Genomic DNA, 16,623 nt, shown 5'->3' on the forward strand with positions numbered 1-16,623 from the left:
AAAGAACAGGAAACAAAATCAAATTTTTGCTTCCTGTTCTTTTTTATTTGAATTGGTTTTCAACATAATTCCGCATTTCCTGCCGGGTCTTCATCTGTTTGGCACCGTCGATGACCTGACGCTGTTGGTCAGAAGTCAGCGATGAAAATGCAGACAGGGCATTTTCGTGCTGTGCCAGTTCCATGGTAAATCCGATTGGAATATCTTCATTTCTCATAGTCATCACCTCAGAAATAGTATGACCGGAATCAGACAAAAAATACGGAATTAACATTCTATGCATTGCAGTCAGTCGTAATCGTCATAATCATCGTCGTCGTCCCATTCCACATAAACGTGGACGTAGGCTTTTACCTTCGGATTATCTTTGCAAGTCAGCGTGATGGTTGCTCTGCCAGGTTTTTTGCCATAGATATAACCTTTGGAATTGACAGTCGCAACTTTTTTGTTGCTGGAAGAAAACGTTACCTTCTTGTTTGTGGCAGTCCGGGGATAAACCTTGTATTCGATGTCTTCCCAATCATGAACATCTACATCGGTGTAGCGGTCTTCCACCCAGATTCTGGTTGGCTTTGTATACTTCTTTTTTGCTTTTTTCTTTACCGTGATCGTACAAGTCTTTTTCTTCTTTGTACCACGGATACGGCAGGTGATTTTAACTTTTCCAGTTTTCACTGCTTTTACAGTGATGTCATCATCTCTGCGGTCTCTGCTTACGATCTTCACAATTTTTTTGTTGCTGGTAGACCAGATCAGCTGGTCATCGTCGTAGTCAGAAGGGCGCGCGTAGGCTTCCAGCTCAAATTTTTGTCCTACCCGCAGGGTCTTCTTAGAGTAATTCAGCCTTCTTATAGAGGTCGGTTTTGGATCATCTTCGTCGGCATGGATGCTGAGCGGTGATATAATGACCGTCAGACTTAACAATGCTGCCAGTACAGCAGGCAGTAATTTTTTAATTTTCATATTTTCCTCCCATGAATCTTTAATCGTCATATTCTACAATTACATATACGTAAGCTTTTACCTTTGGATTAGCTTTACATGTCAGTGTAATCTTTGTTCTGCCCGGGCGGATTCCTCTCACATCACCGCGGGAGTTTACGGTTGCTATTCTTTTATTGCCGGAACGGAAGGTTACTTTTTTGTTTGTAGCCTTTTTTGGATATACCTTATAATCAATATCCTCTGTATCATTTACGTCTACATCCATCCGTTTATCTTCCAGTTTGATCTTTGTTGGTTTTATGTATTTCTTTTTCGCTTTTTTCTTTACCGTTATGGTGCAGGTTTTCTTTTTCTTTGTTCCCCGGATGCGGCAGGTAATCTTTACTTTTCCGGTTTTCATGGCTTTTAATGTAATATCATCGTCTCTGCGGTCTTTGCTGACAATTTTTACGATTTTTTTGTTGCCGGTAGACCAGATGAGCTGGTCGTCATCGTAATCATATGGCCTTGCATAAGCCTTCAATTCAAACTTCTGCCCGACTCTGACAGTTCTCTTTTTATAGTTGAGTTTTCGGATAGAAGTGGGTTTCGGGTCGTCGCTGTCTGCATGAATTACTGCAGGAGACAGGGAAAGGGAAAGTCCCATCATGAATCCCATGAACATTAACAAGATTTTTTTGACTTTCATGGCTTACCTCCTTCGTCATTAAATACGTTTGCAGTGACAATATCTTCCGGCCTGCCCCGCATGCTGACAGGAAACAGGCCTGAGATATTGAAAATAAAATTCAGCGGTTAATCATCGATGCCAAATTTGTTTTCTAAAGTATCTTCTGCAAAGTCAAGTTTGTCTTCCAGAGCGTCAATCCTGCGTTCGATTTCTTTATATTTTGCAGCTGAGAGCTTTCCGGTATCATACTGATGCTCATAATCGTCATCCAGAGTATCCAGTTCATGGTCGATGGCATCCAGTTCCTTTTTCAAACTATAAAATTTATCCTGATTTTTGGAAACATCGGAGATGGGTTTTGCTGCCTGGATTTTTTTTGTAATCTGTGAGATTTTTGTCTCATATTTGCTGAAGTCAGGTGTGTCGGAAGCGGTCGCCTGAGTCTCTGTTGAATTTTCTGTGGCATTTTCGGTTCCCTCTGCCGTCGTGGCAATGTCCTGTGTGGTAGTTGCTTCGGCCTGGTCTTTCGGTGTGCTTTGGCATCCTGCAAGTAAGAATACAAATGCTCCGCAGGCTAATATGGCTGTTATTTTATTTTTCATAATAAAATCTCCTTTCTTATATCTTTGATAACTTTATTATAGTTCCCGATTATTAAAATTAAATTAAAACGTTTTCATAAAATTACATTTATATTATAATAGTTCCATATGGAGGTATGACATGCGCCTGTTAATTGTGGAAGACGAAGAGGATTTGAGAAGCATCTTAAAAAAGAAACTGATGAAAGAGCATTACACTGCAGATGACTGCGGAAATGGCCTGGATGCACTGGATTATATCAATATGGCAGATTATGACGGTATCATTCTGGATATTATGCTTCCTGGACTTAACGGACTGGAACTGCTGAAAAAGATCCGGGAGGAGGGCAATGACACACCGGTATTGTTTCTGACTGCAAGAGACGGCATAGAAGACCGCGTGAAGGGTCTGGACCTTGGAGCGGATGACTACCTTGTAAAACCTTTTTCATTTGAAGAACTTATGGCCAGGGTGCGGGTTATGATGCGGAGAAAACCAGCTCTGGTTTCTAACCGGCTGACGATTGGTGATCTGGTTCTGGACTGTGAATCAAAGGAAGTTACCCGTGCAGATAAAAAGATATCTCTTTCCAGCAAGGAATTTATGGTCCTTGAATATATGCTGAGAAATCAAAATATTGTGCTGTCCAGGGAACAGATTGAGCAGCATGCATGGAATTATGATTTTGAGGGCGGATCTAATGTTGTGGATGTCTACATCCGTTATCTGAGGAAAAAGATTGACGAAGGATTTGGGTGTAAGCTGATCCACACGGTGAGAGGCGTTGGATACGTCCTGAGGAAAGAAGAATGAGAAGATTTTCGATTAAAAAAAGAGTTACCCTTTGGTACACAGGTATGATCGCTGTCGTGCTGGCAGCAGTATTTGCAGGGGTTTTCATATTTATCAATCAGCTGGAACTGTCCAAGACAGAGGAAGATCTACAGGGAATGGTGGCCGATTTTGCTGACGAGATAGAGTTCCAGAACGGAACCTATTATCTGGACCCGGAGGTAGACTATTATGACGACGGTGTCATGTTTTGTATCTATGATCAGGAAGGCAGGCTGCTGCACGGCAGTATGCCTGTGGAATTTCCCAAAGAGACGAAGCTTCAGTCTCATGAAGTCCGAAACATAAAGCAGGGAAGCAAGCAGTGGATGATCTATGACGCCGCTTACCAGTACGGGACCGGAAAGGCCATCTGGATCAGAGGAATCGTCTCTATTCACGGCATGGAACAGATCATGCATATGGTTTTGCTGGCCTTTTTAGCTGTATATCCGCTCCTGATTCTGGCCATTGGGCTGATCGGATACATGATGACGAAAAGAGCCCTGAAACCGGTGGATGATATTTGTACTACCGCAGGGGAGATCAGCAGCGGTGCGGATTTGTCAAAGCGCCTCCCGGAACCGAAATCGGAAGATGAAATGCGTCAGCTGACTTGTACGTTCAATGAAATGTTTGACCGTCTGGAGGCATCGTTTGAGGACGAAAAACAGTTTACGTCCGATGTTTCCCATGAACTGAGGACTCCGGTTTCTGTGATTATAGCCCAGTGTGAATATGCCCTGGAGGAAGATACACTCAGTGAAGAACAGAAACATGAGATTCAGATTGTTCTCCGGCAGGCTAAGAAAATGTCGGATCTTATTTCACAGCTTTTGATGATTGCCCGGTGCGAGAGAGGAAAAGAGAATTTCCAGTTTGAGCCTGTGGATATGAGTATGCTGGCAGAAATGACCTTGGAGGAACTGTCACAGAGAGCCGGTGAAAAAGGGATTCATCTGCTGAGTGAGATCGAGCCCGGCCTCACAGCCAGAGGAGACCAGATGCTTCTGACCAGGATGCTGATCAATCTGGTGGAGAACTCCATTGACTATGGAAAGAGAAATGGGATCGTGAAGGTATCTCTGTTCAAAAAAGACGGGAAGATTCGGGGAATCGTGAAGGATGACGGGCAGGGCATTGGAGCGGAACATTTAGACAAGATCTGGAACCGTTTTTACCGTGCAGACAGGAGCAGGAACAGCCAAAACCAAGTCAGGGGTACCGGTCTGGGCCTGTCTATGGTAAGATGGATTGTCAGGATACATGAAGGACAGATTTGGGTAAAAAGCAAGGAAGGAGAAGGTTCAGAATTCATATTTGAATTAAAGGAAATGTAGTTATGGAGAAGAGAGAAAAGTTTTCATCGAGGATTGGATTTATCTTAATATCGGCAGGATGCGCCATAGGGATCGGGAATGTGTGGAGGTTTCCGTTTGTAACCGGGCAGTACGGAGGAGCCGCCTTCGTACTGGTATATTTGTTTTTCTTATTTGCGCTGGGTCTGCCGATCATGGTCATGGAGTTTTCGGTGGGGCGTGCCAGCCAGAAAAGTATTGCAACTTCATTCCAGACATTGGAGCCTGAAGGGACAAAATGGCATTGGTACAGTTACTTCGGAATGGCGGGAAACTATCTTTTGATGATGTTTTATACGACCGTGGCAGGATGGATGATCAGCTATTTCTTCAAGATGCTGAAAGGTGATTTTGTGGGAAAAAATCCGAAACAGGTTGAGGCCGTGTTCGGAGAACTGCTGTCAAAACCGGAAGTGCTGATCTTCTGGATGCTGGTCGTTATTGTTGTCGGATTTTTGATCTGTTCGCTGGGGCTTCAAAACGGGGTGGAAAAGATTACTACGGTCATGATGTCCTGCCTGTTTTTAGTCATCCTTGTGCTGGTCATAAGGTCCGTCACACTTCCGGGAGCATCAAAAGGACTGTCTTTTTATTTAGTGCCGGATTTTCAGGCCATGAAAGAGCAGGGGATTATGAAAGTAGTCTCTGCGGCGATGGGACAGGCGTTCTTCACACTGAGTCTTGGGATTGGAGCCATCGCAATCTTCGGAAGCTATATTGACCGGTCTTACCGTCTGACAGGAGAAGCTGTCAGCGTTGCGGTATTAGATACACTTGTAGCTCTTATGTCAGGACTGATTATCTTTCCGGCCTGCTTTGCTTTCGGAGTGCGGCCGGACAGCGGACCGAACCTGGTATTTATCACACTGCCGAATGTATTTAACGAGATGCCGGGTGCCAGGATATGGGGAGCCCTGTTCTTCCTGTTTATGTCCTTTGCGGCGCTGTCGACCATTATCGCAGTATTCCAGAACATTATTTCTTTCGCACAGGATCTGTGGGGATGGACGATTAAGAAAGCCAGTATTTTTAACGGGATACTGATCACCATATTGTCGCTTCCATGTGCACTGGGCTTTAATGTCTGGAGTCACATCATGCCGTTTGGGGCGAACAGTACGATTCAGGATCTGGAGGATTTTATTGTGAGCAACAATATTCTTCCACTGGGGTCTTTAGTGTATCTTCTGTTCTGTGTGACAAAATACGGCTGGGGATGGAAGAACTTCAGTGAAGAGGCCAATGCGGGAAAAGGAATTAAATATCCGGAATGGACGAGAAAATATGTTACATTTATTCTTCCGCTGATCGTTATTTTTATATTTATACAGGGTTACATTGACAAATTTAAATAAAAAGGCAGAATATCAAAAGGGTCTTGGAATTATCCAAGGCCCTTTATTTTCGTGCTTTTTTGGTATTCATCCCAATTTCATTGTACAAACTGAACAAAAAGTGGGATGAAATGAAATTGAATTCATGTATTACGTACAATACAATGAGTTTGTAAGGAGGGAATGCGATATGTATCTGGACGAGAGAAGCAGTGCAATTCTCAGGGATCTTGCCGCAGGATTTCGAAAAAATTCCGGTGAGATTGAAGAGAAATTTCGTCTGACCAGGCGGCAGATGGATTACAGTCTGAAAAAGATCAACGCGTATTTGGCGGAGCAGAATATACCGCCTGTAAAGAAAAAGCGAAATGGAAATCTGGAAGTCGGAAAAGAGATCAGAGAAGTACTCCGGCAAAAGAAGGATTACTTTTATTCCGAGACAGAGAGGGTACAGATCATAGCATTTATGATCCTGACACAGAGTGATCTCTCACTGCAGCATTTTATTTCTGAACTGAAAGTCAGTAAAAATACGGTGCTGAGTGATTTAAAGGCGGTCCAGCAGCTTTTTGCGGACTATGGATCAAAGTTAAAGTATACAAGGCAGCAGGGGTATATCATAGATGGAAAAGAGTTTGAGAAACGAAAGCTTTTGATCGATATGGCAGGACAGCTGATCTGCCTTCCGGACGGCAGGCAGCTGGTGCGGAAACTCGGGAGACTTAAGGAAGACCAGGTGCAGAAATACCGGGATTGGCTGGAGACCATTGAGAGAAAACTGGACGTAACGTTTACAGACGAGAAAATGGATTCCAGTCCGTACTGTCTGGCTCTGGTATGCCGTAGAATTAAGGACGGAAAATATTTGGATGAGGCAGAAATGCTTTATGAGGAATTGACTGATACGAAGGAATATGCCATGGCCAACGAATTGCTGGCGGAGCTTGGGAAAGTACCCAGGCAGGAACGGTTTTTTATCGCTCTTATGCTGTTGTCCGCAAATATATCTGAACTGGGGATTTTGTCAGAAGAAAAAGTTTCTGTGATCCGGGATGCAATTGAAGAGATGGTACATGACTTTGAGAATAAAGCCTGTGTGGTATTTAAGGAGAGAGAAGAGTTAAAAGAGATGCTTCTCAAACACATGAAGCCCGCTTACTACCGAATGAAATATAACCTGACACTATCAGGAAACCTGCTGGATATTGTCAACATAGAGATGTATCAGGAGGAACTAAAAGAAATACATACGATCATGAGAGGATGTATCGGACCGGTGGAACAGCTGATCGGCAGCAGGGTTCCGGATGCAGAACTTAAATTTTTGACGCTGTTCATGGCCAGCTGGTTTCGGCGGCAGGGTACAAAGATTACCGAAAAACCGAGGGCTCTGGTCGTGTGTCCCAACGGGATCACAGTTTCCAAGATCATGCACAGTGCCCTGAAGGATTTGTTCCCCGAATTTATTTTTCTGGATGCAATATCGGTGAGAGAGTTTGAAGAGTGGGAGGAAAGCAGGTATGAGTTTGTTTTTTCATCGGTTTATCTCAACACAGAAAAGAAGCTCTTTGTGGTGGAACCGGTGCTTTCACAGAAAGAGCGGAGGCAGTTGAGACGGCAGGTAATGGAAGAAGTATATGGAATCGCAGTGGCAGACTATGACTTGGAGGAAGTGCTGAGGATTATAAAACAGCACGGCATGATAAGAAATGAAATGCAGCTGCTAAAAGATCTGAAGAAATATTTTTCTTCCAGAATTTCAGATACAGGATTCGGAGACTCAGAGGATCAGGAAGACCTCAGTCTGATGGATTTTCTGAGTGACGAATATATTATCCAAACAGACCGGGCAGAAGGCTGGAGAGAGGTCATGCAGATGGCTTCCGGACCGCTGATCAGCCACGGGAATGCAGAAGAGAGATATGTAAAAAGAGTTCTTGCCCAGTATCACGACAATTCGGTACATATTATTTTCGGAGGAAGAATTGCAGTGCCCCACGCGATGCCGGATAAAGACACAAAGAGAGTGGGACTTTCACTTGTAACTGTAAAAGAGGGGGTTTTATTCGGCGGTCTCAATATCCATTTGTTTGTTATGCTGTCCCCGGTGGATGAAAAGAAGCATTTAAAAGCTATTTTGCAGCTGTCAAAACTATCGGAGAGTGAAAGAGATGTCAGAAGGATCGCTGAAGCAGGCAGCAAAGAAGAAATCAGAGAGATTATAAAAACGTATTGTTAAATTCGTGTTTCATCTGCAGGCAGATTTCGGGCGACGGCCCGGTATAGAAGCAGCAAATTAATTTCATTATCAGGAGGAAGAAAGATGAAGAGAGTTGTTTATTATGGAATTGAGGATATCAGAGTAGAGGATGCACCGGTGCCGGAACCAGGGCCGGGGGAAGTAGTCGTAAAAAACAAAGTGACCCTGACATGCGGTACCGACTGCAAAATGTTCATGAGAGGATACAGATACCAGCCGCCGCATCTGATCGGGCATGAGGCTTCCGGAGATGTCGTGGCAGTAGGCGAAGGCGTTACGAAATTTAAAGTCGGAGACAGGGTGGTGGCCCATAATACGGCTCCATGCCATAAATGTTACTGGTGTAAAAAGGGCCAGCACTCCATGTGTGTGGATCTGCCGTCCAATCTTGGGGCTTACGGAGAGTATCAGCTGATTCCGAAAAATATCGTGGAAGAGACTATGTTTAAGCTGCCGGATGATATGGACTACAAACAGGCGGCTCTGACAGAACCGCTGTCATGCGCGGTGTATGGGATCTCAAATGTAGAAATTGAACTGGGAGACACGGTAGTAGTCAATGGCTGCGGACCGATTGGGCTGATGTTTATCCGTCTGGCTTATTTAAGAGGGGCCAGGGTGATCGCCTGCGATATGCAGCCGAACCGTCTTTCTCTGGCGGCAAAGCTTGGAGCAGCCGAGACAATCAATATTGAGGAGCAGGATCAGATTCAGGCGGTGAGGGATTTGACAGAAGACTCCAGAGGTGTGGATGTGGCTATCGAGGCGGCAGGTCTTCCGGCTGTCTGGGAGACCGCTTTCCGCCAGGTGAGAGCAGGAGGCCAGGTGCTCTGCTTTGGAGGCACGAAAAAAGATACCACAGTCAATATTGACTGTACAAGAATGCACTATGAGCAGATCACGATCAAAGGCGTTTTCCATACGACACCAATCCATGTAAATGCGGCATTTGAACTACTGAAAATGGGAGCCATAAAGGCAGAGGATTTTGTAGAACATGAGTATGCGATCGAAGAGACAGAGGCAGCCATAAGGGAACATGCGGCAGGAAAGGTCATTAAAAACTGTATTGTTTACTGAGAAGACAGGGGAGAAGCAATGGAGACTTTATTAAGGAAAGATTACATCTATGATCATCTGCGGGCAGAAAGCAGGGATAAGCTTTTTGAGATCATGGGAGGAAGACTTGAGAAGGAAGGTATTACAAAAAACAGCTATGTGGCGGCGTTAAAAGAGCGGGAAGAAAAATATCCTACCGGACTTCACACAGACGGGCTGCTGATCGCAATGCCCCATACGGACAGCGCCCATGTAAATGAGGCCTGCATCAGTATTGCCCGTCTGGAAAACCCGATTCCGTTTCACGAGATGGGAAATAAAAAAAATACATTGGACGTTGAAATGGTCTTTATGCTGGCATTAAAAGATCCGGAGGCTCATTTAAAGATACTTCAGAAGATCATAGGGATGTTCAGCGACAGGGAAGTATTGAAAAAGCTGAGAGAAGCAGAAACTGCAAAGAAAATCTATCAGGTCGTCTATGAGGCGGCAGATCTTTGAGGAAGGAGATATTATTATGAAGACAATCGTTGTAGCATGCGGGGGAGGGGTTGCAACTTCCCAGACTTGTGCGGTAAAACTTGCGGATCTTTTAGAAAAGAACGGGATCAGTCCGTCAGAGTTCCGCATTGAAGCTATCAATATAAATTCTATGCCTCAGTATGAAAAAGTAGCGGACATTTATGTGTCCATCTGCGGAGAAGGAGAAAAAGAATTTGATCTTCCTACCTTTAACGGAGTCCCGTTTATTACAGGGATGGGGGCAGAGGAAGAATTACAGAAGATTTTAGAGGAATTCAGAAAATAGCAAAAGAAAAAGAGGAGGAAAACTATGGATATATTACAGACTGTCTTTCAGGGATTAGTAGACTTAGGAGCCAGTGTATTTTTACCGATCGTCATTACACTGATCGGAATCATATTAGGAATGAAACCTACCAAGGCATTTTCAGCAGGTCTTACTCTGGGTGTGGCTTTAGTAGGAATGAATCATGTGATGTCATTGATGACAGACAGTGTCGGCGCGGCAGCTCAGGCATTCGTGCAAAATACAGGTGTCCAGTTGAAAGCGCTGGATATGGGATGGGCACCGGCACTCGGTCTTTGCTGGACATGGGAGTATGCATTCCTCATGTTCCCGGTGCAGATTGGAATCAATATTCTTCTACTGGCAGTCGGTTTTACAAACTGTCTGAATGTGGATATGTGGAACGTGGGAAATAAGGTATGTACAGCGTTTCTTGTGGCTTATGTAAGCGGAAATCCGGCAATCGGGTTTGCCTGTGCCATTATACAGTGTGTATTTGAACTGAAAAATGCAGACTGCACAAAATACCGGCTTCAGAAACTCACCGGAATACCGGGGATCTCCATGCCGCATCCGATGTTCCTGGCAGGCATTTATTACTATCCGCTTACTCATTTTCTGGACAAAATTATTCCGGACAGCATGAACATCGATGCCCAGAAGATCCGGGACAAGATCGGAATCTTTGGTGAGAATCACATCATGGGATTCATTGTAGGATGTTTTATTGGGATTTTCGGAGGCTATGACTATAAAGAAGTGCTGACTCTTGGCGTACAGGCAGGTACAGCGCTGATGCTGTTCCCTATGGTGGCGAAACTTTTCATGACCGCTCTGACACCGGTGAGCAATGGGGCGACAGAATTTATGAAGAAGAAGTTCCATGGAAGAGATATTTCCATCGGAATGGACTGGCCGGTTATGGCAGGCCGTTCCGAACACTGGCTGATGATGATCCTTGCGATCCCGGTAATCTTCATCTATGCAATCTTTCTGCCGGGAAATATCGTGCTCCCATTCGGAGGACTGATGGATATCTGTCTGATCGTTCCGCTGTTTTATCTTACTATGGGAAATATGCTGAAAATGGCGATCGGTACGTTGATCGGCCTTCCGCTTCATCTGTATGTGGCTTCTTATTTTGCGCCGCATTTTACAAAGCTTGCACAGATCACCGGCGGGGCATCCGTGCCGAAGGGACAGATGCTTGCATGGTTCGGCATCGATATATCAGAACTTCGCTGGGTTTTTGCGGCGGCATCTGAAAAAAACATCATTGCCATTGTCATACTTGTCGTCACCATTCCGCTGGCAGTTTACTATTTTAAATCCATTAAGAGAGAAGATATGGAATTTGCCAAAGAACTCGGCATTAAGACCGAGGCATAGTCCGGAGAAAAAGGAGATTTGTTTTTATGAGTAAGAGGAGCAAGAAAATATTGTTTGCGGTCCTGGCCCTGGTGGATACTTTGTTTCTTGTGGTAAGCGTATTTGCGTGGGATCTGTTTTTGAGCGGCTGCTGTTTTGTGCTGGCTATCCTGTTGACTTATTTTTATGAAGATGCCGGTTTCGGAGAATTTTATGAGGGTAAGAAAATGAGGAAAGAACGGAGGATGAGAAAATGAAGAAAATCATCAACGATCCTCTGAAAGTGGTGGAGGAAAGTTTACAGGGACTGTTATACGCCAATGGAGATTTATATGAAAAAGTGCCGGATGCGTGCGGAATTATTTCAAAAGAGAGGAATGGAAAAACAGCCATTGTATCTGGTGGAGGCAGCGGTCATGAACCAATGCTCTCCGGACTGGTCGGAAAAGGAATGCTTACCGGAGCGGCAGTGGGGAATGTTTTTGCTTCTCCTGATCCATACACGATCAAGGAAACGATCAAGGCGGCAGATCAGGGGAAGGGCGTTTTATGTCTGATCTGGAATTATGCCGGAGATACCATGAACTTTGATGTGGCGGAGGACCTGGCATCGATGGAGGGAGTGAAAGTCTCCCATGTCATTGTCAATGATGATATTGCCTCTGCCCCAAAGGAGGATAAGAAGGGAAGGCGGGGAGTGGCAGGCATTCTGTTTGTTGCCAAGGCAGCAGGGGCCGCGGCAGAACTCGGATATTCTCTTGAAGAGGTGAAAGAAGCAGCAGAGAGAGCCAATGAGCATGTGCGAACCATCGGAATCGCAATAACTCCGTGTTCTATTCCCGGAAACCCACCGAATTTTGAACTGGGAGAAGAGGAATATGAGTACGGCATGGGGATTCATGGCGAACCGGGGATTTCCAGAGAGTCACTCGTATCTGCGGATGAACTGACAGAAAAAATGATTGGCGATCTTAAAGAAGAATTTGGAGATCTGAAAGGCAGGGAGGCAGTGCTTCTTGTAAACGGAATGGCAGCCACAACTGATCTGGAACTTTACATCATTAACAAAAAGGCATGTGAGCTGTTAAAAGAAGCAGGAGTCATCTTATATGACAACATTGTCGGAAAGTACTGTACTTCACTGGAAATGGCCGGTGCGTCTGTCTCCTTATTTATATTGGATGAGGAGCTGAAACGGCTGTATGATCAGCCGGCCTGTACACGGTGTTATACCCAAAAGTATGGAAAGGACGGGTAAGAAGATGAAGGAGATGAACGCCGCCAATGTATCGGAAATGATGAACTATGTGGCGGATCAAATGATAGGGAAAAAAGATCTGCTGTGTGAGATCGACGGAAAAACCGGAGACGGGGATCACGGTATGGGGATCGAGCGGGGATTTACGGCGGTGAAGAAGTTCCTGGCCGAAGAGCAGCCGCAGACAATCCGTGAGATCTTCGGAGGTCTCGGCATGGCGATGATGAATTCCATGGGAGGCGCTTCGGGAGTTATTTTCTCGGCCATTTTTCTAGGTATTTTAAAGCAGCCAGAGCAGGAAAAGCTGGATGCTGAACTGCTGAGGGGAATGTGTGAAAGCGGTCTTAAAAGAATTAAGTCTGCCGGAGGAGCCGATGAAGGCGATAAGACGATGATTGATGCCCTTGCTCCCGCAGTAAGGGCCATGGAGGAATCTGAAGAAAGAGAAATTGAGGAGCTGTTAAAGACTGCATGGAAAGTAGCTGCCGAGGGAGCAGAAAATACAAAAAACTATACTGCCAAATTTGGGAGAGCGAAGTTTTTGGGAGAGCGGTCTCTGGGCTATGAGGATGCGGGAGCGGTTTCTGTTTCTATCATATTTCAGAGTATGTATGAATATACAAGGTCTTTACAGGGAGGTAAACAATGACGGACAGAGTGATGAAGGCACCGTTTATGGAAGAGGCAGTGGAGTCATGCCGATATTTCTGGGAGGCAGGATGGGGAGAAAACCATGCTGGAAATCTTTCGTACCTGCTCTCAGAGGATGAGGTGAATACATGGCTGTCCCAGAGTAACATTTTGAACAGCATACCGATAAAATTTGACACCGGCGGGCTGAGCGGAAAATATTTTCTTGTGACCAGGGCAGGAGCCTTTTTCAGAACAATTCATAAACATCCTAGGAAAGACCTGGGAATTATAAGGATTGATGACGGAAAACTCAGCGTGCTCTGGGGGTTCGACGAGGGAAGAAACCGGCCGACCAGTGAATTTCCGGCTCATATGCTGTGCCACCGGGCAAGATTACAGTCCGATGCAAACAATAAACTGATCATGCACTGTCACCCGACCCACACTATCGCGATGACCTTTGCCCATGAGACAGAAGAGCAGGCATTTACGAAAACCATGTGGAGTCTGAACTCTGAGTGTGTGCTTGTGTTTCCGGAAGGGCTCGGCATGCTCCCGTGGATGGTGTGCGGAGAAGGAGAAATCGGACCAGCCACGGCAAAGAAAATGGAGCAGTACCGGGTGGTGCTCTGGCCATATCATGGAATTTTTGCGGCAGGAAAGTCTTTTGAAGATACAATAGGTCTGATAGAGACGGTGGAAAAAAACGCTCAGGTTTATCTGCTGAACGGGGGAAAGATACAAAGAGGAATCTCGGAAGAACAAGTCAGAAAGCTGGCTGAAGCATTTCAGCTCTGGTAAAGAAAAGGAAGATGCGCAAGAATGCATCTTCCTTTTCTCAAATGTTTACCTATAATCTGATGACGCTGCCTGTTTTCATATAGCGCACTTTTTCTTTCATTGTTTTTTTCAATATGCGGAAAGCGGGAATACCCGTGCAGTGGCCGGTATACACACAGGAGATACCCCGATTGAGAAGATGTCTTCCCAGCGCTTGGATGTCTTCCGGCCGACCGCTCATACTGCCTGGACCCCGGAGTCCCATGGTGTGAAAACCGCCGAATACATAAGAGACTTTCTTACCCGTTGCCTTCAGGGCATGATTGACTTCATCAACGATAGAAACAACACCCGCATGGCAACAGCTGTTGAACAGCACAAGATCATGTTCGCGTTCAAAGACGAGACTCTGTTCGTGGCTGAAATCATCAGGCCTGAAACTGTTTTTTGCCTTAATATACATGTGCCCGCTGCGGCCCCTTTCCGAAAGTCCGGGAATGTTGTGTGAAACTGTCCAGACACCGGGCTCTGTCTCTGTCGTACCTGACACAAATCTAAGGCGGCTTCGATATTTTTCCAGGAGACCCTTCGGTACTCCGATGTATTGCCTGTAGAGCAGGAAGTTAGAATAACAATTTTCTCTGACAGTATTTTGAAGATAAAGCACCGCTTTTGAATTCTCGGAAAAGAATTCACGGTATCCGCCGGAGTGATCATAATGGGCGTGAGAGAGAAAGGCCGCATCCACATCGGAAAGGCGGATGCCAAGCCGGTGCGCATTTTCTACATACTGTCCGGAGGCGCCGGTGTCCAGAAGATAATTTTTTCCTTTGTATTCCATATGTACAGCCAGTCCGTGCTCTCGGCACAGAGAGTCCGGAGCCTGATTCTCAATGAGAGTCGTAATTTTCATATGATCTTCCTCCTGAAACGATGATTAATTGTCTGTTTTTTCCTTTGGTATCGCTACATTTAAGACGATAGCAACCAGAGCCGCGGGAACGATCCCGGAGCCGCCGAAGATCAGCTGAACCGCCTGAGGGAGATTTGCCAGAGCCTGGGAGTTGGCGCCGAGCCCATAGCCGAGTCCTAATGCCACAGATACGATGGTTACAATCCGGTTGCTTACTCCATCCTTGGTGATCAGCTGGATTCCGCTGACTACGATGGAAGCGAACATCATAACCGCAGCTCCGCCGAGCACGGACTGGGGCATGATAGAAACTAAAGCGGCCAGTTTCGGAAACAGTCCGCAGATCACGAGGAAGCCTGCGCCCATGGCGATAGAGTATAAATTGACAACCTTTGTCATTCCCACAAGTCCTACATTTTGGCTGAAGGATGTATTCGGAAGCACTCCGAAGACAGAAGCGAAGGAAGATCCCAGACCGTCACAGATTACACCGCCGGAGAGCTCTTTATCAGTAGCTTCTCTGGACAATCCGCCCTCAGTGATGCCGGAAATGTCCCCTATCGTCTCGACAGAAGTCACGATGAACATAATGGCGATCGGTATGATAGCTTTCAGGTCAAATACGATTTTGACGGGCATGAGTTTCGGAAGAGAAAACCAGCCGGCATCGGCTACTTTATCCCAGTTTAAAACCCAGGAAGCTGTCTGCACGGCACCCTCAGCATTTGTATAAGTGGTGGGCAGGAATAAGCCCATGACAGCGCAGAGAATATATCCCGCGATAACACCGATCAAAATAGAAGAACTGCTGGTTACGCCTTTTGTGAAATGTTTTAACACAACGATCACGATCAGCACCACGGCTCCCACAAAAAGGTTTGGGAGAGAACCGAAATCCCCTGCACCGGATCCGCCTCCGAAAGAGTTGATTCCCACAGAGATCAGGGACAGGCCGATGGCCATGACCACCGTACCGGTGACCACAGACGGAAAGAACCTCCTGAGGGGCTTTAAGAAAAATCCCAGAACTCCTTCAAACAGGCCGCCAATAATGCTTGCTCCCAGAATGGCTCCGTATGCGGCTACTCCGCCGCCCATGGAGGCTGCCACTCCGGAACATACTCCGATAAAGCCGGAGCTGGTGCCCATGACGACTGGAAGGCGTGCGCCCACCGGCCCGATGGTGAACAGCTGTACAAAGGTTACGAGTCCGGCCACCAGCATGGCATTCTGCAAAATAGATACCTGAAGAGGGCTGCCTGCACCGATGCCGCAGGCACCGGCGATCAAGATGATCGGAGTCAGATTGCCTGCAAACATTGCCAGGACATGCTGCAGTCCTAAAAGGACGGCCTGAGGGAGGGGGATTTTTCCCTCCAGATCATGAGGGGACGTAAATGTTTGGTTTTTCATATTAATCTCCTTTTTTTATATTAAATAATGAAGAAAACCGGAGATCAATGTACTCTTCCCTGAGAGAATTTTCTCCGATTTATCTATTTAAAGTAGCACAGCAGACGAAAAATGTCAAAAAAGACGCTGAATAGAAGAAAAAGCTATAAAAAATAAACGGGGAAAATATAAGATAAACGGTAATGAAATAGGGAAAATAAGGATGAGGAAAAGTTTTCATGACAATAAAACAGCCATTTATTACATTGACGCACACAAATCTGAAATATGATGTATAATAAATCTAAATTCAAGGTTCCCTCCCTTGAATTAGAGATAACCCTCTCTCACACATTAAGTGTATTTTGGTATAATGAAAGGCCTTCCATCGCCAGGTGGAAGGCCTTTCATTTTGTATACGCTTATACG

The 16,623-nt window shown here is 45.6% G+C and carries 18 protein-coding genes; 12 read left to right on the top strand and 6 right to left on the bottom strand.

Features of this window, described 5'->3' with window-relative positions; genetic code table 11:
- Nucleotides 1-43: 43 nt before the first annotated feature.
- From DWV34_RS12070 to DWV34_RS12085, 4 genes are all read right to left on the bottom strand, one after another.
- On the bottom strand, nt 44-217 hold the full coding sequence (locus DWV34_RS12070) for a YdeI/OmpD-associated family protein (protein ID WP_022261054.1): 174 nt from the start codon (nt 215-217) through the stop codon (nt 44-46).
- Nucleotides 218-288: 71 nt separating this feature from the next.
- Nucleotides 289-963, bottom strand: a complete 675-nt coding sequence (locus DWV34_RS12075) for an Ig-like domain-containing protein (RefSeq protein WP_009290575.1) — start codon at nt 961-963, stop codon at nt 289-291.
- A 19-nt stretch (nt 964-982) separates the two neighbouring features.
- Nucleotides 983-1,633 carry an Ig-like domain-containing protein gene (locus tag DWV34_RS12080; protein ID WP_009290576.1) on the bottom strand — a complete coding sequence of 217 codons (651 nt, stop codon included), beginning with the start codon at nt 1,631-1,633 and terminating at the stop codon, nt 983-985.
- 107 nt (nt 1,634-1,740) lie between these two features.
- Complete coding sequence (locus tag DWV34_RS12085) at nt 1,741-2,217, bottom strand: entericidin EcnA/B family protein (protein ID WP_009290577.1); 477 nt, start codon at nt 2,215-2,217, stop codon at nt 1,741-1,743.
- A gap of 121 nt (nt 2,218-2,338) precedes the next feature.
- Here DWV34_RS12085 and DWV34_RS12090 point away from each other — a divergent pair, with 121 nt between their 5' ends.
- From DWV34_RS12090 to rhaD, 12 genes are all read left to right on the top strand, one after another.
- Complete coding sequence (locus DWV34_RS12090; protein ID WP_009290578.1) at nt 2,339-3,013, top strand: response regulator transcription factor; 675 nt, start codon at nt 2,339-2,341, stop codon at nt 3,011-3,013.
- Nucleotides 3,010-4,371: a HAMP domain-containing sensor histidine kinase gene (locus tag DWV34_RS12095; protein WP_009290579.1), complete on the top strand. Its 1,362-nt coding sequence runs from the start codon at nt 3,010-3,012 to the stop codon at nt 4,369-4,371. The genes DWV34_RS12090 and DWV34_RS12095 overlap by 4 nt, the downstream gene beginning before the upstream one ends.
- A gap of 2 nt (nt 4,372-4,373) precedes the next feature.
- Nucleotides 4,374-5,744 (top strand): sodium-dependent transporter, encoded by a 1,371-nt coding sequence (locus DWV34_RS12100; RefSeq protein WP_006566096.1) that lies wholly within the window; start codon nt 4,374-4,376, stop codon nt 5,742-5,744.
- 169 nt (nt 5,745-5,913) lie between these two features.
- Nucleotides 5,914-7,962, top strand: a complete 2,049-nt coding sequence (locus DWV34_RS12105; RefSeq protein WP_199485889.1) for a BglG family transcription antiterminator — start codon at nt 5,914-5,916, stop codon at nt 7,960-7,962.
- A gap of 84 nt (nt 7,963-8,046) precedes the next feature.
- Complete coding sequence (locus tag DWV34_RS12110; protein WP_118476340.1) at nt 8,047-9,063, top strand: alcohol dehydrogenase catalytic domain-containing protein; 1,017 nt, start codon at nt 8,047-8,049, stop codon at nt 9,061-9,063.
- Nucleotides 9,064-9,081: 18 nt separating this feature from the next.
- Nucleotides 9,082-9,543 (top strand): PTS sugar transporter subunit IIA, encoded by a 462-nt coding sequence (locus DWV34_RS12115; protein WP_118476342.1) that lies wholly within the window; start codon nt 9,082-9,084, stop codon nt 9,541-9,543.
- 16 nt (nt 9,544-9,559) lie between these two features.
- Nucleotides 9,560-9,850 carry a PTS sugar transporter subunit IIB gene (locus DWV34_RS12120; protein WP_009290583.1) on the top strand — a complete coding sequence of 97 codons (291 nt, stop codon included), beginning with the start codon at nt 9,560-9,562 and terminating at the stop codon, nt 9,848-9,850.
- Nucleotides 9,851-9,874: 24 nt separating this feature from the next.
- Nucleotides 9,875-11,239, top strand: a complete 1,365-nt coding sequence (locus DWV34_RS12125; protein WP_118476344.1) for a PTS galactitol transporter subunit IIC — start codon at nt 9,875-9,877, stop codon at nt 11,237-11,239.
- A gap of 26 nt (nt 11,240-11,265) precedes the next feature.
- Nucleotides 11,266-11,475 (top strand): hypothetical protein, encoded by a 210-nt coding sequence (locus DWV34_RS12130; RefSeq protein WP_009290585.1) that lies wholly within the window; start codon nt 11,266-11,268, stop codon nt 11,473-11,475.
- Entirely contained in the window at nt 11,472-12,476 is a 1,005-nt protein-coding gene (locus tag DWV34_RS12135; protein WP_009290586.1) for a dihydroxyacetone kinase subunit DhaK, read from the top strand. The genes DWV34_RS12130 and DWV34_RS12135 overlap by 4 nt, the downstream gene beginning before the upstream one ends.
- A gap of 4 nt (nt 12,477-12,480) precedes the next feature.
- Nucleotides 12,481-13,125, top strand: coding sequence for a dihydroxyacetone kinase subunit DhaL (gene dhaL, locus DWV34_RS12140; RefSeq protein WP_198959568.1), 645 nt, complete (start codon nt 12,481-12,483; stop codon nt 13,123-13,125).
- Nucleotides 13,122-13,910, top strand: coding sequence for a rhamnulose-1-phosphate aldolase (rhaD, locus tag DWV34_RS12145; protein ID WP_009290588.1), 789 nt, complete (start codon nt 13,122-13,124; stop codon nt 13,908-13,910). The genes dhaL and rhaD overlap by 4 nt, the downstream gene beginning before the upstream one ends.
- 49 nt (nt 13,911-13,959) lie before the next feature.
- Here rhaD and DWV34_RS12150 read toward each other — a convergent pair whose 3' ends face one another.
- Both DWV34_RS12150 and DWV34_RS12155 read right to left on the bottom strand, forming a co-directional pair.
- Entirely contained in the window at nt 13,960-14,802 is an 843-nt protein-coding gene (locus tag DWV34_RS12150; RefSeq protein WP_022261057.1) for an MBL fold metallo-hydrolase, read from the bottom strand.
- Nucleotides 14,803-14,826: 24 nt separating this feature from the next.
- The gene (locus DWV34_RS12155) at nt 14,827-16,215 is read right to left on the bottom strand and encodes a uracil-xanthine permease family protein (protein WP_118476346.1); all 1,389 of its coding nucleotides are present in this window, start codon (nt 16,213-16,215) and stop codon (nt 14,827-14,829) included.
- Nucleotides 16,216-16,623 lie beyond the last annotated feature (408 nt).

It is taken from the genome of Anaerostipes sp. AF04-45 (assembly GCF_003461725.1).
Taxonomy (GTDB): Bacteria; Bacillota; Clostridia; order Lachnospirales; family Lachnospiraceae; genus Anaerostipes; species Anaerostipes caccae.